The 25,341-nt window shown below is 64.2% G+C and carries 22 protein-coding genes and 1 pseudogene; 7 read left to right on the top strand and 16 right to left on the bottom strand.

Annotated elements, in window-relative coordinates; genetic code table 11:
• Positions 1 to 39: 39 nt before the first annotated feature.
• Positions 40 to 435: a helix-turn-helix domain-containing protein gene (locus tag G3O06_RS05810; protein WP_205815370.1), complete on the bottom strand. Its 396-nt coding sequence runs from the start codon at positions 433 to 435 to the stop codon at positions 40 to 42.
• A 132-nt stretch (positions 436 to 567) separates the two neighbouring features.
• On the opposite strand from G3O06_RS05810, the gene G3O06_RS05805 reads away from it, so the two are divergent.
• The 3 genes from G3O06_RS05805 to G3O06_RS05795 are packed head-to-tail and all read left to right on the top strand — an operon-like array spanning position 568 to position 2,848.
• Entirely contained in the window at positions 568 to 939 is a 372-nt protein-coding gene (locus G3O06_RS05805) for a DoxX family protein (protein ID WP_241019535.1), read from the top strand.
• An 11-nt stretch (positions 940 to 950) separates the two neighbouring features.
• Positions 951 to 1,694: an SDR family oxidoreductase gene (locus G3O06_RS05800; protein ID WP_205815368.1), complete on the top strand. Its 744-nt coding sequence runs from the start codon at positions 951 to 953 to the stop codon at positions 1,692 to 1,694.
• Between the two features lie 14 nt (positions 1,695 to 1,708).
• Entirely contained in the window at positions 1,709 to 2,848 is a 1,140-nt protein-coding gene (locus tag G3O06_RS05795; protein ID WP_346779487.1) for a D-alanyl-D-alanine carboxypeptidase family protein, read from the top strand.
• Between the two features lie 68 nt (positions 2,849 to 2,916).
• On the opposite strand, the gene G3O06_RS05790 is transcribed toward G3O06_RS05795, so the two are convergent.
• The 12 genes from G3O06_RS05790 to G3O06_RS05735 all read right to left on the bottom strand — a co-directional run bounded on the left by G3O06_RS05790 (position 2,917) and on the right by G3O06_RS05735 (position 13,771).
• Positions 2,917 to 4,374 (bottom strand): amino acid racemase, encoded by a 1,458-nt coding sequence (locus tag G3O06_RS05790; protein ID WP_205815425.1) that lies wholly within the window; start codon positions 4,372 to 4,374, stop codon positions 2,917 to 2,919.
• Positions 4,374 to 5,648 carry a dicarboxylate/amino acid:cation symporter gene (locus G3O06_RS05785; RefSeq protein WP_174967065.1) on the bottom strand — a complete coding sequence of 425 codons (1,275 nt, stop codon included), beginning with the start codon at positions 5,646 to 5,648 and terminating at the stop codon, positions 4,374 to 4,376. Before G3O06_RS05785 ends, G3O06_RS05790 begins: the two co-directional genes overlap by 1 nt.
• Before the next feature lie 184 nt (positions 5,649 to 5,832).
• Positions 5,833 to 6,747, bottom strand: a complete 915-nt coding sequence (locus G3O06_RS05780; protein ID WP_205815367.1) for a LysR substrate-binding domain-containing protein — start codon at positions 6,745 to 6,747, stop codon at positions 5,833 to 5,835.
• A gap of 242 nt (positions 6,748 to 6,989) precedes the next feature.
• Positions 6,990 to 7,304 (bottom strand): high-potential iron-sulfur protein, encoded by a 315-nt coding sequence (locus G3O06_RS05775; protein ID WP_205815366.1) that lies wholly within the window; start codon positions 7,302 to 7,304, stop codon positions 6,990 to 6,992.
• Between the two features lie 74 nt (positions 7,305 to 7,378).
• Entirely contained in the window at positions 7,379 to 7,720 is a 342-nt protein-coding gene (locus G3O06_RS05770) for a cytochrome C oxidase subunit IV family protein (RefSeq protein ID WP_174967068.1), read from the bottom strand.
• 7 nt (positions 7,721 to 7,727) lie between these two features.
• Positions 7,728 to 8,447, bottom strand: a complete 720-nt coding sequence (locus G3O06_RS05765) for a heme-copper oxidase subunit III family protein (RefSeq protein WP_174967069.1) — start codon at positions 8,445 to 8,447, stop codon at positions 7,728 to 7,730.
• The gene (locus G3O06_RS05760) at positions 8,444 to 9,055 is read right to left on the bottom strand and encodes a cytochrome c oxidase subunit 3 (protein ID WP_174967070.1); all 612 of its coding nucleotides are present in this window, start codon (positions 9,053 to 9,055) and stop codon (positions 8,444 to 8,446) included. The genes G3O06_RS05765 and G3O06_RS05760 overlap by 4 nt, the downstream gene beginning before the upstream one ends.
• A complete protein-coding gene (gene ctaD / locus G3O06_RS05755) occupies positions 9,052 to 10,812 on the bottom strand; it encodes a cytochrome c oxidase subunit I (RefSeq protein WP_205815365.1) in 1,761 nt (586 codons plus the stop codon). Before ctaD ends, G3O06_RS05760 begins: the two co-directional genes overlap by 4 nt.
• A gap of 31 nt (positions 10,813 to 10,843) precedes the next feature.
• Positions 10,844 to 11,992, bottom strand: a complete 1,149-nt coding sequence (locus G3O06_RS05750) for a cytochrome c oxidase subunit II (RefSeq protein WP_205815364.1) — start codon at positions 11,990 to 11,992, stop codon at positions 10,844 to 10,846.
• Between the two features lie 104 nt (positions 11,993 to 12,096).
• The gene (locus tag G3O06_RS05745; protein WP_174967073.1) at positions 12,097 to 12,612 is read right to left on the bottom strand and encodes a hypothetical protein; all 516 of its coding nucleotides are present in this window, start codon (positions 12,610 to 12,612) and stop codon (positions 12,097 to 12,099) included.
• Between the two features lie 216 nt (positions 12,613 to 12,828).
• Positions 12,829 to 13,338, bottom strand: coding sequence for a hypothetical protein (locus G3O06_RS05740; protein WP_043184322.1), 510 nt, complete (start codon positions 13,336 to 13,338; stop codon positions 12,829 to 12,831).
• A gap of 217 nt (positions 13,339 to 13,555) precedes the next feature.
• On the bottom strand, positions 13,556 to 13,771 hold the full coding sequence (locus G3O06_RS05735; protein ID WP_043184321.1) for a DUF3820 family protein: 216 nt from the start codon (positions 13,769 to 13,771) through the stop codon (positions 13,556 to 13,558).
• 127 nt (positions 13,772 to 13,898) lie between these two features.
• Here G3O06_RS05735 and G3O06_RS05730 point away from each other — a divergent pair, with 127 nt between their 5' ends.
• On the top strand, positions 13,899 to 14,087 hold the full coding sequence (locus G3O06_RS05730) for a hypothetical protein (RefSeq protein WP_174982231.1): 189 nt from the start codon (positions 13,899 to 13,901) through the stop codon (positions 14,085 to 14,087).
• A 287-nt stretch (positions 14,088 to 14,374) separates the two neighbouring features.
• Here G3O06_RS05730 and G3O06_RS05725 read toward each other — a convergent pair whose 3' ends face one another.
• On the bottom strand, positions 14,375 to 14,704 hold the full coding sequence (locus G3O06_RS05725; RefSeq protein ID WP_174981631.1) for a hypothetical protein: 330 nt from the start codon (positions 14,702 to 14,704) through the stop codon (positions 14,375 to 14,377).
• Positions 14,705 to 15,178: 474 nt separating this feature from the next.
• Between G3O06_RS05725 and G3O06_RS05720 the strand changes: the two genes are divergently transcribed.
• The 3 genes and pseudogenes from G3O06_RS05720 to G3O06_RS05710 form a co-directional block, all read left to right on the top strand.
• The gene (locus G3O06_RS05720) at positions 15,179 to 15,475 is read left to right on the top strand and encodes a hypothetical protein (RefSeq protein ID WP_174967077.1); all 297 of its coding nucleotides are present in this window, start codon (positions 15,179 to 15,181) and stop codon (positions 15,473 to 15,475) included.
• 425 nt (positions 15,476 to 15,900) lie between these two features.
• A complete protein-coding gene (locus tag G3O06_RS05715; protein ID WP_205815363.1) occupies positions 15,901 to 17,625 on the top strand; it encodes an ABC-F family ATP-binding cassette domain-containing protein in 1,725 nt (574 codons plus the stop codon).
• A 219-nt stretch (positions 17,626 to 17,844) separates the two neighbouring features.
• Positions 17,845 to 18,030 (top strand): annotated as a pseudogene (locus tag G3O06_RS05710) (IS5/IS1182 family transposase); the annotation flags it as partial.
• 420 nt (positions 18,031 to 18,450) lie between these two features.
• Here the strand turns inward: G3O06_RS05710 and G3O06_RS05705 are convergent.
• Both G3O06_RS05705 and G3O06_RS05700 read right to left on the bottom strand, forming a co-directional pair.
• Positions 18,451 to 19,110: an OmpA family protein gene (locus G3O06_RS05705; RefSeq protein ID WP_205815362.1), complete on the bottom strand. Its 660-nt coding sequence runs from the start codon at positions 19,108 to 19,110 to the stop codon at positions 18,451 to 18,453.
• A 125-nt stretch (positions 19,111 to 19,235) separates the two neighbouring features.
• Complete coding sequence (locus G3O06_RS05700; RefSeq protein ID WP_205815361.1) at positions 19,236 to 24,038, bottom strand: YadA-like family protein; 4,803 nt, start codon at positions 24,036 to 24,038, stop codon at positions 19,236 to 19,238.
• Positions 24,039 to 25,341: the final 1,303 nt, after the last annotated feature.

The raw sequence follows: 25,341 nt of genomic DNA, 5'->3' as shown, positions 1-25,341 counted from the left end.
GTGCCGGCGTGCTCCGCGAATGCCGGCAAACGCGCCGGATCACCCCGGCTTCGCCTTGGCGGGACTGGTCTTGCGTCCACGCCCCGGCGGCTTGACCGGTACGGTGCGCCCGTACTCGTTCCACCACGCCGTCAGCGCCTCCATCGTCGGCCCGAGACCGCGCGCCTTTTCGGTGATTTCGTATTCGACGCGCGGCGGCACTTCCGCGAACACCGTGCGGGTAATCAAGCCGTCCGCTTCCAGCTCGCGCAACTGCGCCGTCAGCATGTGCTGCGTGATTCCGGGAATCGATTTTCGTAGTTCACCGAATCGATAGATGCGCTGGTTGAGCAACCACATGATCTCCAGCTTCCACTTTCCGGAAAGCAGTGCGAATGCGCGCCGCATTTCGTCGTGCATGTTCACTTCGTCGGCGTCGTTAGTCATCTTTTCCATACCGGCAGACAGAAAATCATCCTACTTGCGGGCTTTCATCTTAGACGACATTCTTGTGCCAAGTCGATAGCGACGAAACTCAGGAACCCGCAACAAATGGCTGAAAATATCGCATACTGGATCAGCACCGCATTGCTGTCGCTGCTCTATCTCACGTCCGCGACGCTCTACATCGTCAAGCGGGACCGGGTCCGCAAAATCCTCGTCGGATTCGGCTATCCCGCGTATCTCGTGCCGCTCCTGACCGTCGCGAAGGTCGGCGCCGTAGCGGCCATCCTGACCCGTGTCGGCGTACCACTCAGCGATCTCGCGTACGCGGGCGTCTTCTATCACCTGCTGCTTTCCGGACTGGCGCACATCGGTGTTCGCAAGCCACGCGACGCACTGCCGGCAGCGGTCGCCTTCGTCTGTCTCGTCGTTTCATTCACCACGCAGAACGCAGCGCGCGACATCCCGTCACCGTATGGCATCGCCGCGACAGTGGGTCACGCAATCATCACCTGAAGGAGAACACCATGGCCCGACTCAGCGGGAAAATTGCCATCGTCACGGGCGCCGGCCGGGGAATCGGACGCGCCACCGCGAAACGGTTCGCCGCCGAAGGCGCAACGGTAGCGGTCGTGTCGCTCACGCCGGCCAACGTCGATGCGGTCGTCGCCGACATCGAGGCCGCCGGCGGCCACGCGCTCGGCATCCCTTGCGATCTCGGCAACGCCGACCAGATCAACGCTGCCGTCAACAAGGTTGCCACGACCTGCGGCGGCATCGACATCCTCGTGAACAATGCGTTCGATCCGTCCGCGCCGTTTTCGTCGATCGCCGATTTGTCGGTGGAGAAGCTGCAACGCAACTTCGATCTCGGGCCCATCGCGTACCTGAGGATGATGCAGGCGGCCTACCCGCACCTGAAAGCGAGCGGCGAAGGCCGCGTGATCAACTTCGGCTCGATGGCCGGCGTCATGGGTCTCGCGGGCTACGGACCGTACAACATGGCGAAGGAAGCGGTGCGCGCGCTGACGAGAACCGCCGCGCGCGAATGGGCCGCCGACCGGATCACGGTCAACAACGTGCTGCCGTTGGCGCAAACGTGGGGCGAGAACGCCAACGTGCCGCCGCCGGCCAACCCGCTGGGTCGCTTCGGCGAACCCGACGACGACATCGCGCCCGTCGTCCTGTTCCTCGCCAGCAAGGACGCCCGGTTCCTGACGGGCTACAGCCTCACGCCGGACGGCGGTTCGATCATCGACAGCGCACGCTGAACGACACTCGGCGGGTGCGCGTCGCAACAGCCCGCGCCCGCACATTCGAGCTGGTATTCCGTGCACGCATCGTGCAATGCCGACGCGGCATCACGCGCGCCGCGTCATCGCTTATGATCGGCGTCCGCGAATCCTGTCGCGCTACGTCGCGCCAGACGCTTCCCGCTCTTTCCGTCACGACTCACATCCCCACGCAGGCTATGCGGCATACGCCCCAACGATTCCATTCCCTCTTCCGCTTATCCCTCCTGCTGGCCGGCATTACCACCTGTTTGACAGCAGCAGCAGCCGAGGCCGCGCCCGCACCACCGCACATTCAAGCCGCGTCATGGCTCGTCGTCGACGGCGAATCCGGGCAGATCCTGGCCGAGCACAACGCGGACGCGGAGCGTCAGCCCGCCTCGCTCACCAAGCTCATGACCGCGTACGTCGTCCTCCGTGCATTGCGCAACGGAACACTTGGCTGGGACGAGAAGGTGACGGTCCGCGCGTCCGACGTGGCAGAAGTCGGCAACGACGAAGCCCGGATGTATCTGGTCCCCGGGCACCGCGTCACGGTCCGAAACCTGGTCCAGGGACTGATCGTCGCGTCGGCGAACGATGCGGCGCTGGTTCTGGCCGAGCGGGTCGGCGGCTCGCTGTCCGGCTTCGAGCAGTTGATGAACGACACCGCGCGGCAGATCGGCATGCAGCACACGCGTTTTACGACGCCATCGGGCATCACGACGCCGGGCAACCACTCGACCGCTCGCGATCTGTCCACGCTGGCACTCCGTGTCACCCGGGACTTCCCGGAATACTACGGATACTCGTCCGAACAGCACTTCTCCTACGGAAAATTCGAGAAGCGCAACAAGAACTGGCTGCTGGGTATGGATCCATCCGTGGACGGCCTGAAGACGGGACACACCGCGGCCGCCGGATATTGCATCGTCGCGACCGCGAGCCGGCCGCAGCAAGCCCCGGCGATGAAGCGCCGCGTGTTCGCGGTGGTCCTCGGTGCGCCCACTGCGGCTGCACGAATATCTGGCGCGGCGCAGTTACTGAACTACGCCTTTTCCTCGTACAAGGATTACGCTGCGGTGCCCGCATCGGGATACCCGTTCATCACGCGCGCGGTCGGACCGGGCGCCGGCGACGCGGGAAGAACCTGACCTCGTGCCGAGGCGCATGAACGGCGCCTCGACCACGTCATCGACGCTCGCCCCAAGCAGGCCCTCAATCAGCCGGCCGCCGCAATCGCATAGGCAATGCACTGCCGGGCGAGTACGTCGGTCGGATCGACGAGCGTCGCCCGGCTCCCGTCCCGCGCGACATATTCGCCACCCGGCAGCAGGATCGGCAGTTCGGTACAGCCGAGCACGATCACGCTCACGCCCTCGGCAATCAATCCCTCGATGGCAGCGCCGATATCTTCCTCGCACTGTCCGGTCGTGAAGCCGGCCTTGACGCCCTGCTTCCCGTAGATCGCTTCCATCACGCGTGCCTGCAACGCTGGCTCCGGCGCCACTTGCCGGAGTCCTTGCGATTCCAGCACCTTCCGGTAGACCCCACTTTCGATCGTGCCCGACGTCGCCAGCACGCCGACCTCCCGCAGCGCCGGATAGGTATCGCGCAGGTGGGCGACCGTGACGGTCAGCATGTTGACGATCGGAATGCCGAGGTAAGGCTGGATCCGCTCGACGAACGCATGCGCGGTGTTGCACGGGATCGCGATAACGTCGGCATCGCCGTCCTCGAGCTTCTTGCAGGTCGCGTACAGCGAGATCGTCGGATCCGCACCGGCGCCCACCAGATTCTCGGTTCGGTCGGGAATCTGCGGATTCTGTTCGACCAGCAGCTTGATATGGTCCTGATCGCGCGACGCCGGCGTGTTGCGCACGATCTTGTCCAGGAAATCGACCGTCGCGGCCGGACCCACGCCGCCGACCACGCCGATCTTGAACGTCGCCGCACGCGAGCCCGGCTGCCCGGTCACCGCATACTGCGCGTAAGCCAGATTCGAATCCACGAGCGGCACGCGTTGCGGGCCGATCTCGTCCGCGACCAGCGCGATCTCGGTCAGCCCCGGCACGATGACCTGCACGCCCTGATCGGCCAGGTCCTCGCATGCGCGGCGCAACAACGCGACCGGCCGGCCGCGAAGATTGCCGCGCTTGATGCCGTCGGAGCCGTAGATGGCCTCCGTTACGAGGTCGATGCCCTCGTGTGCCCGCGGATAAACGACTTCGAATTGCGGTGCCGGGAAATACGCTTCGAAGAGTCGCTTGCCCCGTACGTAGTCCGAAGCCAGCACGCCGATGCGCGTCGCGTCGGGGTACCTGCGCCGCACGTGGTTGCGAACGGCTTCGACGATATCCACGATCGGCAGGCGCGTATTCGCCTTCAGCTCGTCGATGAACGTATGGCTCAGGAAACACGGCAGCACGACGGTCGTCACGCCACGCTTCTCGAACGCCCGGATCATGTCGAAGACGTACAGCTTGCGTTCGACGGTCACCGCACTGCCCGACCCCGAACCCTTGAACGGATATTGCTCGAAGACCATCTCGACGTGTTCCTCGTCGGACGACGCAGGCGTCGCCTTCACCATCTTGAAGAACACGTCGGCGCTCCCCAGCGGCCCGAGACCGCCGACCACACCGAATTTCTGCCGGGCATTCACGCTATCCGTACGCATCATGCGTTCAGCTCCGGCTGGTCGAATGCGGCGTCTTGCGGCTTCGCGGCACGCCGGCTTTCCCATTTCGCGATCACCGCGGTCGCCACGCTGTTGCCGATCACGTTCGTCATCGTGCGGCCCATGTCGAGAATCTGGTCGATCGCCAGGACCATCGCGACGCCGGCCGCCGGCAGATGGAACATCGGCGCAACCGCCGCGACCACCACCACCGAGCCGCGCGGCACGCCTGCCATGCCCTTGCTGCTCAACATCAGCACCAGCAGCATGAAGACCTGCTGCGACAGCGGCATGTGCACGCCGAACGCCTGTGCGATGAAGATCGCGGCGAACGCCTGATACATCATCGAACCGTCGAGGTTGAACGCGTAACCCAGCGGCAGCGTGAAGCCCACGACCTTCTTGTCGACGCCGAACTTCTCGAGCTGCTCGGCCAGGCGCGGATAGGCGGCCTCGCTGCTCGCGGTCGAGAACGCGATCAGCGCGGGTTCGCGCATGGCCTTCAGCAGGCTCCCGACGCGCCGCCCGAGAAACACGTAGCCCACGCCGACCAGAATCGCCCAGAGCACGAGCAGGCCGAGATAGAACGCGCCGATCAGCCTGCCATACGTGTAGATCACGTCGAGCCCGCGCAGCGTGACCGACGACGCGATCGCACCGAATACGCCGAGCGGCGCCGCGCGCATCACGTAGTTCGTCAGGCGCAGCATCACCGGCACCATCCCGTCGATCGACTGGATCACGACGCCGACCCGCTTGTCGTGCTTCAGCGCGCTCAGCGCGACGCCGAGAAAGACCGAGAACACCAGGATCTGCAGGATGTCGTTGCGCGCCATCGCGTCGAGCAGGCTGGTCGGGAACGCATGCGTGATCACGTCTCGGGCGTTCAGTGCGGCCGTATTCAGCCCGGTGTTCACCTCGCCGGCGGTTTCCGTGAGGTTCAGGCCGGCGCCCGGCTGCAGCGCATTGGCCATGACGAGCCCGAGACTCAACGAAATCAGCGACGCGCAGATGAACCAGCCGATCGACCGCGCACCGATGCGCCCGACGTCTTCGCCGCCGTCCATGCCGGCCAGGCCCGACACGAGCGTCACGAACACCAGCGGCGCAATGATCATCTTGATCAGGCGCAGGAAGATGTCGGTGACGATCGAGAAATAGCCGGCGACCGCTTTGAGCGTGGCCGGGTCCGCTATGTTCGCGTGGCATGCGTAACCGGCAACGACACCGAGGATCATGCCGATTGCAATGCTCAGGGTAAGGCGATTTTTCATGTCCATCCGTCCTTGGGTGGCACCCGGCCGCCGGAAGGCGGGCGAGCGCTGCGAAGAAGGCCGCGCGACGCCGGTCACGCGTCACCTTTGCCGCTGGAACGAATGGTAGGGACGGTCAATAAGTCCGTCATGCCGGTACAACATGCCGGTATGCGAGTTGCGCATAATCCGGGAAAACCCTCACTTACCCCAGCCGGGAAGGTGCCGCGCGCAGATGCTGCCAGAGCGTGTCCAGGAATTCGCTGCGGTTCGACACGTCGCGATACACGCGCAGTTCGACTTCCAGGTTCCACGCCGCCGGCCCCGCCGGCACGAGTTCGCCGGCCGCGAGTTCGGCCGCGATCGCGCTCCGGGGCAGCCATGCGACACCCTCGCCTTCCATCACGAGCTTTTTCAGCACTTCGGCCATGTCGGACTCGTAGTGCAGCTGCAACACCGGCACGTCCGACGCACGGTCGAGAAGCAGCGCGAGACACCGGCCGAAATAGCTGGTTTCCGTATACGAAATCAGCGGCAGCGGATGCTGCTTCGTTCCGGGAAGGCGAAACGCGGGCGCCGATCGCCGGTTCGGCCGGCATGCCGGCATCAACGTGTCGAGGCCCACGGTCAGGTGCTCGTACTTCGCCGGGTCGAGATGCAGCGGCAGCTCCGGATGGTGATAGGCAAACATCAGCTCGCAGTTGCCGTTGACGAGCATCAGGATCGAGTCGTGGACATTGGTCGGAACGACGCGCGCCCGCACTTCGCCGAAATGCGGCGCGAGCGCCTTGAGCCAGGCCGGCAGGAAACTCAGCGCGATCGTGTGACCCGCGGCGATCTGCAGGCTCTTGCCGGCGATCCGCTGCTCGGTGCGGATGATGGCTCGCGTGTCGAACAGGCGGCTGAGCACGTCTTCGGCCGTCTCGCGAAACAGGCGCCCCGCCGGCGTCAGCACCGGTGGAAAACTGCTGCGGTCGATCAGTTCGGCGCCGATCCACTGTTCGAGCGACTGAATGCGACGGCTGAAGCCCGATTGCGTGACGTTGCGAAATTCAGCCGCACGGGAAAAGCTTTGATATTGAGCGAGCGCGAGGAAATCCTCGATCCATTTGATTTCCATGTAGGCCTTGGAGGGTCGCGAGTGGATCGGCCGGTGCGTCGTCCAGGCAATCCGGGTGACGCGCCGGCCGGCGGACGCTCCATTGTAGGTGCTCGCCCCCGCGCATCGCATTGGTGCTCACCGCGGCGCCGATGGCCGATCCGAATGTCGTCTTGGGGCATCGTCGGTGACGGGACGATATGCGCCGCGCCTCATCGACAACGACGATTCGGCGGCACGACCGCCACGCCATCCCTGCCGTGCTACGCCTTTTTCGAATAAGCGCTGCACCAGCCTTTCGCATTGACCTGCTTGCCGCCGAAAATGGCGCACGGCGCCGTCGCGGCGCCGGGCTTGCCCTGGAAGAACTGGCAATTCGCACAAGCCTCGCCCGCCTGGAATTTCGGGTACTTCGCATGGTCGACCCGGCCGGCATCCGTCTTGTAGCCGAGGGCCTGGGCGTTTGCATCGGATTCCTGCACGGCGCCGGCATCCGTCGCCGCCGCGCGGCGTCCAAAGGCGAGCGCAGATGCCAGGACGGTGGCGGTTGAGATAAAACGTCGACGTGAAAATTGCATGACGTCCTCCTCCAGGTTTGCGTAAACCGATGTCCGCAAAGCGTTCATCGCCCATGAATCAGCCGTCGACGGCATCAGCGAAAGAACAGCTCCCGCATCCCGAACGTGTGATGCGCTTCCGCCGCCATCAGCACCATGAGCACCAGCAGGCACAGCGGCGGGATCAGGATCGCGTACACGAGCGCCAGCCGCTCCCACATCATGTGCATGAAGATCGACACGATCAGCCCGGCCTTGGCGATCATCAGCACGACGATCAGCACCCAGCGCATCAGGCCCTGCACGTTGAAGTAGTCGACCAGGTACGACAGCGTGCTCAGCACGAACAGCAGGCCCCAGATCTTCAGGTAGAGGCCGATCGGATGCTGCTGGCCGTGCGCGGCGTCGGGCCGGTCGGCGGGATCGGTGTGGTCCATGGCTGCCTCACCACAAATAGAACAGCGCGAAGATGAACACCCACACCAGGTCGACGAAGTGCCAGTACAGGCCGGCGATCTCGACGATCTGGAAGTTGCCGTGTTCGGTGAACCCCGGCTGCCGGATCTTGCGCGCGATCAGCAGCAGGTAGATCACGCCGCAGGTCACGTGAAAGCCGTGGAACCCGGTGATCGTGAAGAAGCACGCGCCGAACTGCGCCGCGCCCAGCGGGTTGCCCCAGGGCCGGATACCTTCGTGGACGATCAGCTTGGTCCATTCGAGGGCCTGCATCGATACGAAGCTCGCGCCCAGCAGCGCGGTCGCGAGCAGCAGCGCGCCGGCGCGCCGGGCGTTGCGCCGGTAGCCGAAGTTGACCGCCATCGCCATGGTGCCGCTGCTGGTGATCAGGATGAACGTCATGATGGCAATCAGCAGCAACGGCACATCCAGGCCACCCACCGTGAGTCCGAACACCTTCGACGTGTCGGGCCACGGCGCCGTGGTCGACATGCGCACCGTCATGTAGCCGATCAGGAAGCTGCTGAACACGAAGGTGTCCGACAGCAGGAAGATCCACATCATCGCCTTGCCCCACGGCACCCTGAAGGCTTCGCGGTCGGACGACCAGTCCGTGACGATACCGCGCCAGCCGTCGGGCCGCGCGTCGGCGGACGGGGCCGCAGGCGCTTCGGCCGCGGATTCGGTGTGGGCCGTGGGCGAGGTCATGGCGCGGCTCCATACAGCGGCCCGCAGATCGCGGCGACGATCCCGGGGGTCAACCACCACATCGCCGCCAGCAGCACGAGCCAGACGGCGAGCAGGAAATGCCAGTAGAGCGCGCACAGCCCGATGGCCCGTTGGGCGCGGAACGGGTCCACGCGCCGGAGCTGCACGATCGTCACGACCCACGCCGCGAGCCCACCCAGTACATGAACGCCATGCAGGCCGGTGAGCAGGTAGAGGAAGCTGTTGGACGGATTGACGGTGACGGTCTGCCCGGCCGCCGACAGCATGTGCCACGCGGTCAGTTGCCCGATCACGAACAGGGCCGCCAGCGCGCCGCCGCCCGCCAGCCACGCCGTACGGTGCGCGGTCAGTCGCCTGGCACGCTGCATCGCGACGCTGGCCAGCGCCAGCGCGCCGGTGTTCCACCACAGCAGCGCCGGATGCGGGATCGGCTGCCAGTCGGATTCACGCATGCGCATTGCATAAGCGAGCAGCAGCAGCGAAAACAACGTCGTCGCAACCGCCATGAAGACGGCCAGGCCGGTGCGCCCCGCATTCGGCAAGCCGGGTGGCGCGTCGGGAACGAAGGGGCGTGGCAGCGTGGTCATTCGCGGGCCTCGCCGGGGTGAAGCGTCGGATGGGCCGCTTCAGGTTCAGGCGCCGTCGCCGGCGGCTGGTTTTGCGGCACGAAGTCTTCCGCTTGTCCCGGCGGACTGTATTCGTACGCCCAGCGATAGACGACGGGAAGCGTCGCGCCCCAGTTGCCGTGCACGGGCGGCGTTTGCGGTGTCTGCCATTCGAGCGTGGTGGCCCGCCACGGGTTGCCGTCGGCCCGCCGGCCGCGCACGAGGCTCCACGCCAGGTTGAACAGGAACAGCAGCTGCGCCGCCGCGACGATCAGCGCGACGACGGTGATGAACGTGTTGAGCGTCTGCGCCGAATCTGGAATGAAGCTGTAACCCTGATACGCGTAATACCGTCGCGGCATGCCGAGGATGCCGAGATAGTGCATCGGGAAATAGATCGCATAGGTGCCGACGAAGGTGATCCAGAAGTGCGCGCGGCCGAGCGTGTCGTCGAGCATGCGGCCCGTCACCTTCGGGTACCAGTGGTAGAGGCCGCCGAACACCACCAGGATCGGCGACACGGCCATCACCATATGGAAGTGCGCGACCACGAAGTACGTGTTCGACAGCGGGATGTCCACGCTCACGTTGCCGAGATAGAGCCCCGTCAGCCCGCCCAGCACGAAGGTGCTGATGAAGCCGATGGCGAACAGCATCGGCACGGTCAGGTGGATATCGCCGCGCCACAGCGTCAGCACCCAGTTGTAGACCTTGAGGGCGGTCGGGACGGCGATGATGAGCGTGGTGGTGGCGAAGAAGAAGCCGAAGTACGGATTCATGCCGGCGATGAACATGTGGTGCGCCCAGACCACGAAGCTCAGCGCGCCGATGATGACGATGGCCCACACCATCATCCGGTAGCCGAAGATGCTCTTGCGCGCATGCGTGCTGATGAGATCCGACGCGATGCCGAAGGCCGGCAGCGCGACGATGTAGACCTCCGGATGCCCGAAGAACCAGAACAGGTGCTGGAACAGCAGCGGGCTGCCGCCGGCATGCTTGAGCGTCTGCCCCATCGACACCACGGCCGGGATGAAGAAACTGGTGCCGAGCGTCCGGTCGAACAGCATCATCACCGCCGACACGAACAGCGCCGGAAACGCCAGCAGCGCCATGATGGTCGCGATGAAGATGCCCCACACCGTGAGCGGCATGCGCATCAGCGTCATGCCGCGCGTGCGCGCCTGCAGCGTGGTGGTCACGTAGTTCAGGCCGCCCATCGTGGCCGCGACGATGAAGATCGCCAGCGACACGAGCATCAGCACGATGCCCCATTCCACGCCCGGCGTGCCCGGCAGGATCGCCTGCGGCGGATACAGCGTCCAGCCCGCGCCGGTCGGCCCGCCCGGCACGAAGAAGCTCGCCACCAGCACCAGCACGGCCAGCAGGTAGACCCAGTAGCTCAGCATGTTGAGAAACGGGAACACCATGTCGCGCGCGCCGAGCATCAGCGGGATCAGGTAGTTGCCGAAGCCGCCAAGGAACAGCGCCGTCAGCAGGTAGATCACCATGATCATCCCGTGCATCGTGACGAACTGGTAGTAGTGGTTCGCGTCGATGAAAGCGAACTTGCCCGGAAAGCCGAGCTGCAGCCGCATCAGGTCCGACAAGACGAGGCCGACCAAACCGATGGCGATGGCCGTCAGCGCGTACTGCACCGCGATGACCTTGTGGTCCTGGCTCCACACGTAGCGGGTCCAGAAGCTGTGCGGGACGTGGTCGGTGTGCGCATAGGTCATGGCATCTGCTCCGTCTGCTCCATCTGCTCCGCTACGGCTGGGCCACGGTGCTGGCCGGCGTCCCGCCTTGCGCCTTGATATACGCCACCAGCGCGTCCAGTTCCTGCTCGCTCAGGTCGAAGTGCGGCATGATCGGCGAGAAGCCCTTCACGACACGGGCCGTCGGATCGCGGATGAATGCGCGCAGATAGGCTTCGTCCACCTTCGCGGTACTGCCGTCGGCCATCGTTTCGGTCTTGCCGTACAGGCCCTTCCAGGTCGGGCCCACGAGCGGGCTGCCGTCCACGGTATGACAGGCGACGCAGCCCTTGGCCGCCGCGAGCGTCTTGCCCAGGTTGGCAAGCGCCTGCGCGCTGCCGCCCGCCGCGGCGGGTGCGGCCTGCACATGGGCCATCTGCTGCTGCGCGAACGTGGTCTGCTGCGCCAGCCAGCGCGAGAACGCGGCTTCGTCTTCCACCACCACCACGCCGCGCATGCCGGCGTGCCCGATCCCGCAGAGCTGCGCGCACAGGATGTCGTAGCGCCCTGCCTTGGTCGGCGTGAACCAGAAGGTGGTCACCATCCCCGGCACCATGTTCATCCGCGCGCGGAACGGCGGGACGTAGAAGTCGTGCAGCACGTCGCGCGACCGTGTCAGGACCTGGATCGGCCGGTTGAGCGGCAGGTGCACCTCGGGGCGCTCGATCAGGTAGTTGTCACGGCCGTTGGGGTCGGCGGGATTCAGGCCGAACGGGTTGTCGCTGCTGATGTAGCGCACGTCCGTCGTGCCCAGCTTGCCGCCGGGGCCGGCGAAGCGGAAGCGCCATTGCCATTGCTGGCCGAGCACTTCCATCTGCAGCACGTTGCGCGGCGGCCGGACGTAGTCCGCGTAGACGAACAGCCCCGGCGCCAGCAACGCCGCCACACCGACGCCAGTCAGGCCGATCAGCCACCATTCCAGCTTCCGGTTGTGCGGTTCGTAGGCCGCGCGATGCCCGCTGCGGTGGCGATAGCGCACCAGGGCGACCACGATGAACAGGTTGATGGCGATGAAGAGTGCGCCGGTGATGACGAGCGTGATCGTCAGCATGTCGTCCATGCGCACCCAGTTCGACGCGATGGGCGTGATCCACCACGGACTGGCAAAGTGAAACCCCACCGCCAGGATGATGATCAGGACCAGGGCAATCGCAAGGGCCATAGGCCGCCTCGCTGCGTGTCACTCACCGGTGCCGCCGACACCGGGTTCCGTGTCTCCCGCGGGCGCCGCGTGTTCAAGGTCGGCGCGACGGGAAACGCGATGTGTCAGTCGTCCGCGTTCCGCTTGCGCAATCGTTCCAGCCTGCCGTAGGTGATGGCCGCAACCACGCCGAACAACAGGTTGGCCAGCAACGGCCCGGAACCCCGCTCGGAGACGAACCACGGAAACACGGCCGTCATCACGTAGAAGTTCCACCCATACGCGACGATCCCGAACGCCAGCCCGATGGCGGCTTCCATGCCCACGCTCGAATCGAGGCGGAAAGGCGCCATGATCGCGGCGAGCATCATCCCCATGATCGCGCCGAGCACGTAGTGCAGCAGCAGCGCCATCGCGACGATTTCAAGGTTGAATTGCGTCATCTGGCCGAGCGCGCTGCGGCCCATCACCATTGCCGCGATCTTGTGGGTCGGTTGCCACGGGCTTGAGCCGAGCACGAGGGTCGACCAGACGAATTCCAGCGCGATCACCAGCGCACCGCCCGCGAGACCTGCCACGGCAGCCGAGATCCAGTCGGGCGTACGACGCTCCCAATGGTGCGATTGAATGTGCAGTTCCATACGACCTCCTTGCCGACGGTTCGACGTCGGCGCTGCGGTTCCGAAGGCGTCACGCGCGTCGGGCCTGCGTCTCTCGCGCGATTCGGAATGGCGGCCAAGGTTGCCTGCGCAACGTGCGAACGACCCGCTCCGCGCGCGGCCCGCGGTCGCGGTCGTGCGCTCGACGAGACGCGTCGATGAACCCGGGTGCCGGGCAAGCCGGCTTGCTATCGCGCGTCAGGGGAAGATCGGTGTCGTAGGCTCGGCGCCTTCCAGGTCCGCCTTCGGAAAATGCTGGGCGACCATCTCTTCGATTTCCTGCTCTCGCAATGCCGGCACGTCGGCCATGATCAGGATCTGGCCTTCCTGAATGGCCTCGCGAAATCGCTGGAGTCGCGCGTTCGGCTCGGCGATGCCGATCATCGCGGCGGTCCACGCCCCGAAACCCGCTCCGGCCAACGTCAACCCGACGACGGCGCCGCCCGCGATCACGAGCTCCGCCGGTGGAAATACGAGCGCGACGAGGCCGATCAGCGCACCGGCCGCGCCGCCGAGCGCGACGCCGCGCTCGAGGGCATGCACGACATCGCTGCTTTGCAGCAACGATGCTTCGGGTAACTGATCGAGTGTGACGCTGTGGTCGGCGAGAACGTGAATATGGCGCCAGATGATGCGTGCGCGCAATAGATCGTCGACGATGGCCTTCGCCATCTGCGTATCGGGTACGAGGAAATAAAGGCGTCTCATGTCGGCACCCCTTCTCTTGCCATCAACTCGTCCTCAAGGGACTGTTTTATATTCTATGTCAGCATCGGCGACGCGCTAGGTGCGCGCGGGCCACTGTCGGGGTCGCATGCGGGCATTCGGCACGCATAGCAGGTGTGGCCGGCGAGGGGTGGGGGTCGATCACGGTCGATCGATGCCGGGCGGCGTGGCACGCGGAGGCATTCGCCCCCGATTGGCGCTATCCGCGTTTTCGCAACGGCTCCAGCAAGTCCCGCAGGCCGTTGTGGTCGATCTCGTGCATCAGCGCGAGCTGCCGACCGATTTCGCCGCGCGGGAACCCTTCGCGCGCCAGCCAATTGAGGTAAGGCCCGGGCAGGTCGGCAATCAGCCGGCCCTTGTATTTCCCAAAGGGCATGGTGACGGTGACGAGGTGTTCGAGGTCTGGATTTTGCATGCGGGTATTGTGCACGGCTTTTCGGTCCTGCCGCAGACCTCACGGAAAGGACGCTGCAAACCGCCTGCGCCCCGTTTCTGGCCTGCTAGACTGGAATTCCCCCCTGCAAACGATGGAGGGAATCATGATGATGTCCACCTACGTCGTGAAGACTGGCGAACAGTTCCTCTGCACCGCCGAGGATGGCGATATCGGCATGGCACCGGCGGTTGAGGATGCCACGTCGTTTGGTTCGTATGAGGAAGCGGAAAAGGCGGCGCACGTGCATGCCGACCCCGGATACGAAATCGTGGCCGTCTGCGTGATCAGACACTGACATGGCGCCCGCTGTCAGGCGCCCGGCGACGAGATGCGGCTCGCAGTTGCGTTGGTGCCATGCAGCATGGATGGCGCGGTTGGCTGCGCCCGAAATTATCTGCGAATGGTCGGATTGCGGGTCGGGGTTCTCACGATGGGAGCACCCGGTGCGTCGGTAGTCTCGCCGTGTACGCTGCGACGCAGCGCACGCGCAACGCGGATCGTGCCTTCGTTGAAACGCTTGGCATCAGGCGCGCACCTCTGTGTGCCGCGCTGCCAGGAATCGGAGCGTCATTGCCTCCGCTTTTATCGTCTGGGCCCTTTCATGCCCTCCGACTCCATGGCCGCATTCCACTCCTCATTCGCCTCGATGGGGTCCATCGCCTCGTCAATCGAAGCGTTCGCGCGCTCGGCGGCCGCTCTGGTTTCGTCTGCCTCGGAGGCAGCATCACCGTCGCCATCACCGTCGCCGTCGCCCGGGGGATGCAGCATGTCCTTGAGCATCGCGCTCAACTCCGACGTGTCCCATGGCAGCCCGCGCCGAGTCCGGTCCTTGATGTAGTGCCGAACTTCCGCGTCCTGCTCCACGGTCAGCGGCAGCCCTCGGAAGGTACTTTGGGGGCCAGCGTCGATCATCGCATTCTCCTGTTTCTACGGCATGTTCAGTGTACTCGCCATTGCGAACGTGTGAGCCGCGATTGCTGTGCGCTTGCGGCGGATCAAACGTGTGGGCTCGACAGGCAAGCGGCGGCCACGAGCAGTCACTGAGAAGTATGCGATCCACGAACGACGTCTCCAGAGTAAATCGGTGGAGCGCTTTGAGGTCGGTGACCCGGTTTCTTGGTAGGCTTCATTTCGGCGGTTCTCCTGTCTGGGAGTTTGGTCTTGGAAACCCGATTTTCTCGGATTCCCACGGGAACCACCGCTTTCAAACTTCAACTATTTTCGGGACTCCGCCCAATGTCAGATGCCGAATCGATACACGCGTACCCAGGGGACGAATCCACTTTCAATTGTACGTGCTGTGGTCACGAGACGAGGAGAATCACGGGTGAACTGCACCAAGACGATTCGGTTGTTGGTGTCTACTTTGTCCAATGGGCGATCGGAATGCCGGACCATCCACCGACCATTAACCTTGTGTTAGGCGACTGGGGGGAAAGCGCCGGGCCTGCTGACCGCGTCCTGGTTTCCTTGATCTATCTGCCGCGCAAGAAAGGTGGTGCTGTCTCCATCGTGAACGCCGCGGACCGGGGCGTCGATATTTCCGCCTTGTTTGAATTCGCGCTTGCCCGCGAGCAGGTCATCGGTACGCCGCTGGCCCCGTTGGTGTTTCAGATTATCGATGCGCTCTGGATCACCGAGCCACGAATCGCAGAGGTCAAAGCACTAGACGACATCGTATAGATCAACCTCGAGCGTTTCATCAGGAGCCGGAAGCCGTTCCCGTCCCGGTCGATGATTTTGATCCGATCACGACATCGATCGCCGAACCCGTAGAGCTATTTGTCGTGGAGCATTCTGCGATCCCTCTCGGAACAAATTGGGAGCGGCAACGCCAGCGGCTTGTATAAACGACGAGAGCCGAGATAAACTCCGCCGCTACATCCAACTCTTTTTAAAAAGGAGGTAAATATGGTTTTTCTGGTGCGCCCGCTGATGCTGGCACATTTGTTCAGCACATTCGCCTGCTCTTGCCTGAGTTCCATCGCGCTGCGATAACCCGGCCAGAGCAAAGCCCTCTCCTCCCGAGTCCTTTCTCGACTCCAAGGTTGTCGCCAGCGCTCCTGTTGACAGGGACAAACACGTCCCGAAAAAACGAGAGCAAGAGCATGACCACCCTGATTTCCGCACTTACCTTGCAACTGGAAACCGGCCATGGCCCGCTATTCCAGGATCTTTCCTTTACTGTAAAACTTGGCGACCGCATCGGCCTGATCGGCCACAACGGCTGCGGCAAGAGCAGTCTGCTTGATGTATTGGCGGGCAGCCGCGAACCCAGTGCCGGTAGCGTGCACTATGCGGCAATGTGCCGCCTTCAACACGTCGAGCAGCATCTACCGCAAAGACTTGCCGACCTTACGACGCGAGAGGCGTTGCTGGAGAGCGTCGGCGAGCAACGGGCAGAGCATTGGCGGGTAGACAGTCTACTGGACGATCTAGAGCTAGCCTCTGCGGCGGATACACCCGTTTCCGACCTGAGCGGCGGCCAGCACACTCGTTTGCTGTTGGGACGTGCAGTTCTTGCGCAGCCGAATCTGCTGTTGCTTGACGAACCCAGCAATCACCTGGATCTACCCTCGTTATTGTGGCTGGAAGATTTCCTGCGCCGCTGGCAGGGTGGCTTCATCCTGGTATCGCACGATCCGCGACTTCTAGACACGCTCAGCGCCAAAAGCTGGATTCTGCGCGATCAGCGCTTGTACAGTTTCGATATGCCATGCAGCCGGGCCTTGGCCGCGTTGGCCAATGCCGACGCAACGGCACAAGCGCGTCATGCAGGTGAGCAAAACGAGATAGACCGGCTAGCCGCCAGCAGCAAACGTCTGGCCATCTGGGGGCGCGAGCACGACAATGAGAAACTGTCGCGCCAAGCCAAGTCCATGCAAAGGCGTGTCGAAAAACTAAAGGAAGACCAGACCTTTGTTGGTCGTGGCAACCCTTGGCGCTTGAAACTATCAGGAACACGATTGGCGGCGGACCGTCTGCTGGCGTTCGAAGGCCTGCATGTACGCGCTCAGGCGGAAGAGCCGATCCTGTTCGAGGCTCACGATTTGTGGTTGCGGCCAGGCGACAAGATCGCACTCCTGGGCAGCAATGGCACGGGCAAATCCTCGTTGCTGCGCCAGTGCTGGAGCGATCTGCGGCAAGGAGAAGCGCCCATGGGTTGGCGTTATCATCCGGCGGCGCGCATCGCCTACTACGATCAGTCATTGCATCAACTGGCCGACGACGCCACTTTGTCTGACGCGCTGTATAATTTTGCGCCAGTCGGCGACAAAGAGCGAAGGCAGGCTTTGATTTCCGCCGGGTTTCCGTATGTACGTCATGGTCAGACCGTAGCCACTCTGAGTGGCGGCGAGCGGGCCCGCCTGCTGTTTCTTGCGCTGTCCATGGCCAGCTACCACCTGTTGTGGCTCGACGAACCGACCAATCACCTGGATATGGAAGGCAAGCGCGAACTTGCCGCTGCGCTGGCGGCGTTCGATGGCGGTTTCATCCTGGTTTCGCACGACCGCGAATTGATCGAGCACAGTTGCAATCGCTTCTGGGCAATCCATGACGGGCGCTTGCAAGAATTGCCGGATGCTGAAAGCGCGTATCGAATTTTGTTCACATCTCGTGATTCCGCTGCACCCGAGCAGATCCCGACCACACGGAACCACACCGGCGTTCAATCCACCGGCAGTGACGTCGAGGCACAGTGGCAACGTTGGTGTCAGTTGGAGACGTTGCTGGCGGCAGAGCTCGCACGCAAACCGAAACATCAAAAGCCGCAACTGCAGGAACAGTGGCGGGAAGAAATGCGGCGACTGGAACAGGAGCTTGGGCTTTAACGCGTATGTGACGGGTGCGGTTCGCAGCGGCGCGGCGACGTCTGAGTGGCTGAATGCAGATGCCGCCTGCCGCCAATATCCCGCGATTCCACGCCCGCTTCACTTTCTGATCGAACGAATGGCCGATATCAAAAAGCTCGAGTATCCCTCCCGGGTCGAGGCTGTGTGAAAACGCGTTGATCGCCTAGACTGAATCAACGCATTCAGGATGGGTTGCCCATGAAGCGATTCGTTGAAGGCGATGACCGCAAGCAGGTAGAGCCATTGCCCGAATGCCTGGACGATTTCGTTGCCGAGGATAACCCGGTCAGGATCGTCGAGGCCTTTGTCGAGGAGCTTGATCTGCACACACTCGACTTCACCAGTGTTACGCCTTCGACGACAGGCCTCCCCTCCTACCATCCGCGATGCGGCTGGTGGGTGCGTGAAACACTCTAGGGTGCACTTACATGCCGAGGGACGACAGCAACTCGGCATTGAAGCTATGGCGGCACTCTTCGTTCACTTGAAGGCTGCGAAAATGCGGCACGGGATCTGCTCCCGCCGACGCTGAGTTACGTGTTTCCACACAGCCTCGGTCGTTTTCCGCCCTTCGTGCCTGTCGACCCACGCAGCAGCACCGGGCATCTCTTACGCCCCGCGCAGCAACGCTTAGCAGGCCCACAGGCCGCCGTTCCGCATCGTCGTCCAGGCGGCAGCGCCACCGCACACGCCCGTCGCGACGCGTTGCCTGACTCGACCGCCTGCGTCCCCGGACGGCACCGCTCCCGCAAGCGAGCCGTCCGGTTGCGACGGCCACACCTGCGGCAACCCGTTGCCCACGTCTTACTTCTGCAGCGAGATTTCCACCCGGCGATTGCGCGCCCGCCCTTCAGCGGTCTCGTTCGACGCCGCCGGATTGGTTTCTCCATGCCCCGCCGCCGCGAACGATTCCGCCTTCAGCCCGTGTTCGCGCAGATACCCCGCGACCGCATCGGCGCGGCGCTTCGACAGCGCCTGGTTGTGTGCATCCGAGCCGGTCGCGTCGGTATAACCGTCCACCTCCACGCGCGAAAAATGCTTGTCGCCCTGCTGGTTCAGCAGCGTGTCGAGCGCGGCGGTGGCGGCGGACGTCAGCACGGCGGAGTCGGTCGCGAAGTACGCATCGCCGGTCAGGCTCACCTTCTCGACCGCGGCAGGCGCCGGCGCAGCCGCCGCAGCCGGCGCGGGTGCCGCACCGCACTGGAACACCATCGAGTGCGGATCGGCGCCGTCGCGGTACGGCGTCGTGGAATCGACCGTGCGCACGGCCTCGTTGCCGCACATGCGCGTCGCGACCTTCATGCAAGTATTGGCGCTCGACAGGATGCCGTGGCAGTCGACGCGGAAAGTCCGGATACCGTCGCGGGGCTGAAGCTCGTAGGCGTTGAACGTCGGTCCCGACGCGCTCGAACAGGCCGCGAGGGAAACGACGGACGCCAGCAGTGCAAGATGGATGTTTTTCACTTGATTACTCCGAAAATGCGATGGGCGCAGCGCGTGCGGCGCAATGGCGCAGCCGCATCCGCGTGCGTTTGCGTTCGGCGCGGTCCGCTCCGGCAGTGCGTGCCGGAACGAACCGCGACGCGCGATCACTTCCACTGATACAGCATGCCCGCGCCGACGACGCGCTGGCTGCCGGCGAAGCCGCCGTTCAGCGTCGCCTTCAGGTTCTCCGTGACGCGCGCCTGCACGCCGACCGCCATGGCTTTCTGCCCCTGGAACGTCGCCGTACCGACCCCCATCGCGAAGTTCGAGTCGCGGTCCATGTGCGGGATCGACGCCATCGCGGCGGTTGCCGCGATCCCCTCACGTGCCATCGAATCGGTCTGCTGGATCTGCTGCTGCATCTGCGTGAGCTGGTTGTTGACCGTGTTCAGCGACTGCGTGAACTGGTTCGACACTGCATTCAGCTGGTTCACGTTCACCGCATCCGTGCCCTGCGTGCCGGCCGCGACGTTGACGACCTGGCGCGCCGATTCCGTCGAACCGACCGCGACGACGTTCGACCGCCCGCCGTCGTTGCTGCCCGTGCCGATCGCGGCCGAATTGCTGCCCGTCGCCGTCGAGCCCACGCCGATGGCGGTAGAACCGTTGCCCGATGCAAGCGAATTGTTGCCGACCGCCGTGCTGTTCGAGCCCGATGCCACCGCACCCGACCCGCCCGCCGACGAATTCGGGCCGATCGAGCCCGGCGGCACGTTCGTGCCGTTCGGGTTCGTCGTGTACTGCCCGCCGAGGTTGGTCGTGCGCTGGTCGATCAGCGTCGTCAGCTGGTTCGCGACCGAATCGAGCTGCGATACGTTCACCGCGTCCGTGCCGTTCTTGCCGGCCGCGAGGCCCGTGATCTGCCGGTTGCCGATGTTCACTTCGCCGGACGACGATTGCGGGCTGCTCAGGCCGTACGCAACGTAGTTCGTCAGCGCGCCGACCGTCGTCAGCGAACCGGCGCCCAACGCCACGCTGTTCGCGAACGTCGCGGACGCACCGGCGCCGAGCGCGAGCGCATCGGTTGCGTTGCCGAGCGCGCCGGAACCCAGCGCGACGCTGCCCACGCTGACCGCCTTCGCATTTGCGCCCTGCGCGACCGACTGTGCGCCCAAAGCCGTCGCGCCGCTGCCGAGCGCGATCGCGTCGGCCTGCGCGGAACTCGCCGCCTGCCCGATCGCGACGCCGCCAGGGGCGGTCTGGTCGACGATCGCGCCGTTGCCGATGCCCACGCCGTTATCGCCGTTGACGACCGTCGTCGGCCCCACCGCGACCGATTCCGCGCCGACCGCAAGCGAGTCCGCCGCCGTCGAGTTCGCATGGAAGTATTTCTGCGGCGTGACCGCGAACGACTGCAATGCGCCGGTCAGCTGCCGGACCGTCACCGCGTCGTGTTGCCCCGTGCCGTCCGCGACATTGGTGATCTGGCGGTAGGTCTTGCCCGTCGCATCGCCGAGCGACACCGCGCCGAGCAGCGTCTGGTCTGTCGTATCAAACGGAATCGACGCGCTGCCGTTGCGCAGGATCCCGGATGACGGCGCGATCGGACGATCGGACACCGAACCCGAGCCGAGCGCGATGCTGCCGTCCACCTTCGAGATCGCATTCGGGCCGATCGCGACGCTGTCGACGCCGAGCGCCTGGCTGTCCGGCGCGGTCGAGTTCGCGTGGAAATACTTGAAGCCGTGCGCGTTGATGTTGTCGATCGCCGAGCCGACGTTGTTGTTGATCGTCGTCGAACCGTCGCTGTTGTACGTCACGTACGACGGCGCCGAAATCGTCCCGGTCGTCGGGTTGTAGGTGGCCCCGCCGCCGATCGCGCCTGCCGTGCTGTTGCCGAGGTTGGTGTTGTTGTTCGCGATCGAGCTGAGGCCGGTCGACAGCGAACCGATGCCCGTCGACGTCGCCGTGGACAGCGACGTCAGGGTGCTGTTCGTGCTCGACAGGCCGGTGGACAGCGAGCCGACGGTCGTCGAGGTCGACGTCGACAGCGACGAGATCGAGCTCGTGGTCGAACTGAGCCCGGTCGACAGTGAACCGATGCTCGTCGAGGTCGCGGTCGACAGCGATGTGACGTTGCTGTTCGTCGTGCTCAGGCCGGTGGACAGTGAACCGACCACCGTCGAGGTGGACGTCGACAGCGACGTGACCGTGCTGTTCGTCGAACTCAGGCCGGTGGACAGCGAGCTGATGCCGGTCGAGGTCGACGTGGACAGTGACGTGACCGTACTGTTCGTCGAACTCAGGCCGGTAGACAGCGAGCTGATACCGGTCGACGTCGACGTGGACAGCGACGTCACCGAGCTGTTCGTCGAACTCAGGCCTGTGGACAGCGAACTGACGCCTGTCGACGTGGACGTCGACAACGATGTCACCGAGCTGTTCGTCGAACTCAGGCCGGTAGACAGCGAGCTGATGCCGGTCGAAGTCGACGTGGACAGTGACGTGATCGCGCTATTGGCCGACGACAACCCGGTAGACGTGGACGTCGACAAGGACGTCACCGTGCTGTTGGTCGAACTCAGGCCGGTCGACAACGACGTGATGCCCGTCGACGTCGACGTGGACAGCGATGCGATCGAGCTGTTGGCCGACGACAGGCCGGTTGACGTGGACGTCGACAGTGAAGTCACCGAGCTGTTGGTCGAACTCAGACCCGTCGACAGCGAACTGATGCCGGTCGAGGTGGACGTGGAAAGCGACGTGATCGCGCTATTGGCCGACGACAGCCCCGTCGACGTGGAGGTCGACAGTGAAGTCACCGAACTGTTGGTCGAGCTCAACCCCGTCGACAGCGAGTTGATACCGGTCGAAGTCGACGTCGAAAGCGACGTGATCGCACTATTCGCCGACGACAGACCCGTCGACGTGGAGGTCGACAACGAAGTCACCGAGCTGTTGGTCGAGCTCAACCCCGTCGACAACGAGCTGATACCGGTCGAGGTGGACGTGGAAAGCGACGTGATCGCGCTATTCGCCGACGACAGCCCCGTCGACGTAGAGGTCGACAATGAAGTCACCGAACTGTTGGTCGAGCTCAACCCCGTCGACAACGAGCTGATACCGGTCGAAGTCGACGTGGAAAGCGACGTGATCGCGCTATTGGCCGACGACAATCCGGTCGACAACGACGACACCCCCGTCGACAAGGAACTGACACTCGACGCCGTCGACGTCGACAGCGAATTCACCGCCTGATTCGTCGCATCGAGCTGCGACCCGTTGATCGCATCCGTGCTCGCGGAACTGATGCGCCCGGCAGCAACATTGGTGATCTGCCGCTCGGTACCCGCTGCGCCGACGCTGACGACGCTGACCGGATTCGTCCCGTTGAAGTTGTACGTGACGCCGCCGATCGTCGCGCTTGCGGTCGGATTCGGCGCGGCCGTCGTCGAGCCCGAGCCGAGCGCGACATCGCCCGCATTGTTCGCCACGGCCGACGCACCGAACGCCACCGCACCGGTCGCCGCGGCCGTCGACGTATTGCCGAGCGCGAGCGAGCCTATGCCCTGCGCAATGTTCGAATTGCCGATCGCGACCGCGCCGTCGCCGGTCGCCGTGTTGTTCGCCCCGGCCGTGACCGCGCCGGTGCCGATCGCGGTGCTCGGGTCGCCGATCGCCACCGCACCGTTGCCGCTGACCGTCTGGCCCAGGCCGAGCGCGACAGCGCCGACGCCGCTCAGCACCTTCGAGCTGTTGCCGCCGGCAATCGAGCCCGCGCCCGCCGCTGCCGCGACCGAGTTGCTGTCGCCGATCGCCACGGTGGAACTCGCCGCCGCGACGCTGTTGATGCCGATGGCCGTCGCATTCGTAGCCGACGCCGTCGCACCGGGCCCCAGGGCGGTCGCCGAGATGCCGGTCGCCAGCGCGAGATTACCGAGCGCGGTCGCGAACTGCTGCGTCGCGCTCGACTGCACGCCCATCGCAATCGAACTGACACCCGATGCATTGGCGTTCAGGCCGAACGCCATCGCGGAATTGGCGCCGGCCGTCGTGGCCGAGCCCAGCGCGATCGAACTGGTGCCGAGCGACTGCGTGCCCGAGCCCGGTACGCCGGCTGTCCCGCCCCAGCCGATCGCGATCGACGTCGCGCCCTTCGCGCCGCTGTTGACGCCCATCGCGACGCCGGAATTGCCGGTCACCAGCGCGCCGCTGCCCACGGCAACACCGGCCGCGCCCGAACTCGTCGACTGGTTGCCGATCGCGATCGTGCCCGTATCGGTCGCATGCGACGCATAACCGAGCGCGACGCTCTGAACGCCGACCGCGCTCGCGCCGAGGCCAAACGCCGCCGCGTACTGACCAGAGGCCAGCGCATTGTTGCCGAGCCCGATGGCGGAAACACCGGTTGCTGCAGCGCCGCTGCCCATCGCGACCGACCCGCTTTGCGTCGCACTCGACAGGTTGCCGATGGCAACCGAGTAGGCACCCGAACCGATCGCCTGCACACCCATCGCCGTGCTGTTGACGCCGGTCGCCTGTGAGTTGATGCCGACGGACGTCGACGCGTCACCCATCGCATGCGCGCCCGGGCCGATCGCCGTGGCCGACAAGCCCTGCGCCGTCGCCAGATTGCCCAAGGCGGTGGAGTTCTGCTGCGCGGCACTCGAACCGACGCCGATCGCGATCGACGAGATGCCGCCGGTGGCCGATCCGCCGTCCGGCTGGTACTGCGCGTGCGCGCCGGCATGGAACAGCGCGAAATACGCGGACGCCATCAGCACGGTGAGCCGCCTGAGCGACGGAGCCGAAGGCGTGCCCGCGCGTGCCGCGGCTCCTCCGTCCACGGCACGCTCCGGCGTGCCACGCGACGACGCGACGCGCTTTCCGCGCGCGCGATCAAGCTCCGAAGCCGCAACCCAGGCTCCCAATGCTTCGTTCCAGATCGACTTGAACGACTTGTTCATCTTGTCTTCCCTCGGTTCTCATGTGCTGGATGACGCAACGGCGAACACGGCGACCGGCGAGAACACCCTCTGTACATTCCCGTCCGCCTCGCGACGCCCCGCTACTCACTTTGGATCACTAACTAAACTGCTGGGTAATGCCGCACGACACTCGCGATGGACATCGCGATCACGCGACCGTACGCCGCCCGTGCCCGTCGACACGATGTGACGCGACGATCGCCGGTTATCGAATCATGGATGTCGACGTGACAGGCCCGGCGACACGATGCGCGACGCGCCGCGCATCCGCGCGCGCGAACGCCATCGCGCCGAACCCGCGACGACCTTGAATCTCATGGGAAAGCGTCATTCAGACGCCGGATAGGCGGAAGCCGGCCCGCACCCGGGGGCGGCCCGCCCTGTTTCATTCAGGAGGAGGATGACGCCGTGCGATCCCCGGGACTGAAGCACGTGCCGCCGGTTCGTGCGAACCGGTGCGTTGGCCTGTCATGCCTGTTGTGTTCATCTTTTTCGTGCCCGCCTGATTCGAAAGCGCACCGCGCGCGGCCGTCCTCCGACGGATCGAACCCTCGGACGGCCAACGCGCAGCCACTCACCCTTTCCGTCCGGCGTTCAAACGCATTTTCCGGATTTCCGGAACAGCATCGACGACTTGCCGGACGACCCCTGCACCGAATTAATCGAGCGAATTTCCTTGACGATTTCGTCTCGACCGGCGCCCCACACCCAATCGCATTTCAAGATTTGCCGATTTCTCTTATATAGCGACGTATTCGGCAAATTATGAAATTTGCATTACCCTCGTGCCAGTTATTCGTTCGTTGCCGCGATCCCAAATCATGAGATCTCGCATCGTTCAATGTCTCATTGGTATCGCATGCGTCGGGATGGATCTTCGGCATGCGATTCGCGCGATACCGGCCGTTTGAAAGAACCGATTCCAGCCGCGCCGGGGCTAGTGTGCGGGCATCCGTCCGAACGAACCTTTTCCCGAGCGGAAAATTCCTTTTCCCGAGCGGACGGCATTTACATTCATACATTCCGGCGCGAAATACGATTTCACGACTAACATGACTTCCACCTTCCATCGGGAAAAAATAAATCAGGCGACCCGCACGCTCTTCATTCTATTTACATAGAAGACGTCGACTTCCAGATGTCCTCCAGACTGATTCTCCGCCCCTTCCAATTCAAATTCCTCGAAATAAATCCGGAAATAAAGACCGATTATTAAAATCCGGTTCGGCATGTTTTTCCACTTCCGTTTCTTTTGGCCGGACGCCGACCTGACAAACCCGCA

This window comes from Burkholderia sp. Ac-20345 (assembly GCF_017104825.1).
Classification (GTDB): domain Bacteria; phylum Pseudomonadota; class Gammaproteobacteria; order Burkholderiales; family Burkholderiaceae; genus Burkholderia; species Burkholderia lata_B.
The sequence above is the reverse complement of the archived record's forward strand: the minus strand, read 5'-3'. Positions and strand labels throughout refer to the sequence as shown.

Bases quoted from the DNA above. Each gene is read 5' to 3' on its own strand.
- G3O06_RS05810 (WP_205815370.1), bottom strand. From the start codon at position 435: ATGGAAAAGATGACTAACGACGCCGACGAAGTGAACATGCACGACGAA.
- G3O06_RS05800 (WP_205815368.1), top strand. From the start codon at position 951: ATGGCCCGACTCAGCGGGAAAATTGCCATCGTCACGGGCGCCGGCCGG.
- G3O06_RS05790 (WP_205815425.1), bottom strand. From the start codon at position 4,374: ATGCGTACGGATAGCGTGAATGCCCGGCAGAAATTCGGTGTGGTCGGC.
- G3O06_RS05785 (WP_174967065.1), bottom strand. From the start codon at position 5,648: ATGAAAAATCGCCTTACCCTGAGCATTGCAATCGGCATGATCCTCGGT.
- G3O06_RS05780 (WP_205815367.1), bottom strand. From the start codon at position 6,747: ATGGAAATCAAATGGATCGAGGATTTCCTCGCGCTCGCTCAATATCAA.
- G3O06_RS05775 (WP_205815366.1), bottom strand. From the start codon at position 7,304: ATGCAATTTTCACGTCGACGTTTTATCTCAACCGCCACCGTCCTGGCA.
- G3O06_RS05770 (WP_174967068.1), bottom strand. From the start codon at position 7,720: ATGGACCACACCGATCCCGCCGACCGGCCCGACGCCGCGCACGGCCAG.
- G3O06_RS05765 (WP_174967069.1), bottom strand. From the start codon at position 8,447: ATGACCTCGCCCACGGCCCACACCGAATCCGCGGCCGAAGCGCCTGCG.
- G3O06_RS05760 (WP_174967070.1), bottom strand. From the start codon at position 9,055: ATGACCACGCTGCCACGCCCCTTCGTTCCCGACGCGCCACCCGGCTTG.
- ctaD (WP_205815365.1), bottom strand. From the start codon at position 10,812: ATGACCTATGCGCACACCGACCACGTCCCGCACAGCTTCTGGACCCGC.
- G3O06_RS05750 (WP_205815364.1), bottom strand. From the start codon at position 11,992: ATGGCCCTTGCGATTGCCCTGGTCCTGATCATCATCCTGGCGGTGGGG.
- G3O06_RS05745 (WP_174967073.1), bottom strand. From the start codon at position 12,612: ATGGAACTGCACATTCAATCGCACCATTGGGAGCGTCGTACGCCCGAC.
- G3O06_RS05740 (WP_043184322.1), bottom strand. From the start codon at position 13,338: ATGAGACGCCTTTATTTCCTCGTACCCGATACGCAGATGGCGAAGGCC.
- G3O06_RS05735 (WP_043184321.1), bottom strand. From the start codon at position 13,771: ATGCAAAATCCAGACCTCGAACACCTCGTCACCGTCACCATGCCCTTT.
- G3O06_RS05730 (WP_174982231.1), top strand. From the start codon at position 13,899: ATGATGTCCACCTACGTCGTGAAGACTGGCGAACAGTTCCTCTGCACC.
- G3O06_RS05725 (WP_174981631.1), bottom strand. From the start codon at position 14,704: ATGATCGACGCTGGCCCCCAAAGTACCTTCCGAGGGCTGCCGCTGACC.
- G3O06_RS05720 (WP_174967077.1), top strand. From the start codon at position 15,179: ATGCCGGACCATCCACCGACCATTAACCTTGTGTTAGGCGACTGGGGG.
- G3O06_RS05715 (WP_205815363.1), top strand. From the start codon at position 15,901: ATGACCACCCTGATTTCCGCACTTACCTTGCAACTGGAAACCGGCCAT.
- G3O06_RS05700 (WP_205815361.1), bottom strand. From the start codon at position 24,038: ATGAACAAGTCGTTCAAGTCGATCTGGAACGAAGCATTGGGAGCCTGG.